Annotated in this window: 1 pseudogene; it reads right to left on the bottom strand. The window is 62.2% G+C overall.

The features are described from left to right. Window positions 1–215: 215 nt before the first annotated feature. Window positions 216–410: pseudogene (locus tag EN861_RS34360) on the bottom strand (hypothetical protein); the annotation flags it as partial.

A 410-nucleotide genomic window follows, 5' to 3' on the forward strand; every position in this document is an offset into this window, starting at 1 on the left:
GCGGGGTTCATGAAGGCGAAGTGCCAGGCGTTTGCGATGACGCGATAATCCGCTCCGGGAAGGTTTTGCCCGATCCATGCGGCGTGAAAGCGTGGCGGTAGCCAGCGGTCCTTCTCCGCGGCGTAGATCAGGGCCGGCATGGTGATGACCTTCAGGGATTGCTAACCGTCCTGAAGGACCCGGCCGTTGCGCGGCTACGCCCCACGCAGTCACCGTCAGTTCGCCGCAACCTGATCGCGGCCGATATCGTCCAGGTGCTGCTGCAGCGCCATCTGGTCTAGCGAATGGATCGGCAGGTTGGCGAACAGGCCGATACGATTGCTCATCATGCGGTAGGCGTCGGCGAAGGCGAAATGCTGCTCGCCATTGTCGTAGAATGCGACATGCCGGTGATGGCGATGATGGAGCCG

It is taken from the genome of Mesorhizobium sp. M8A.F.Ca.ET.218.01.1.1 (genome assembly GCF_004791165.1).
Classification (GTDB): domain Bacteria; phylum Pseudomonadota; class Alphaproteobacteria; order Rhizobiales; family Rhizobiaceae; genus Mesorhizobium.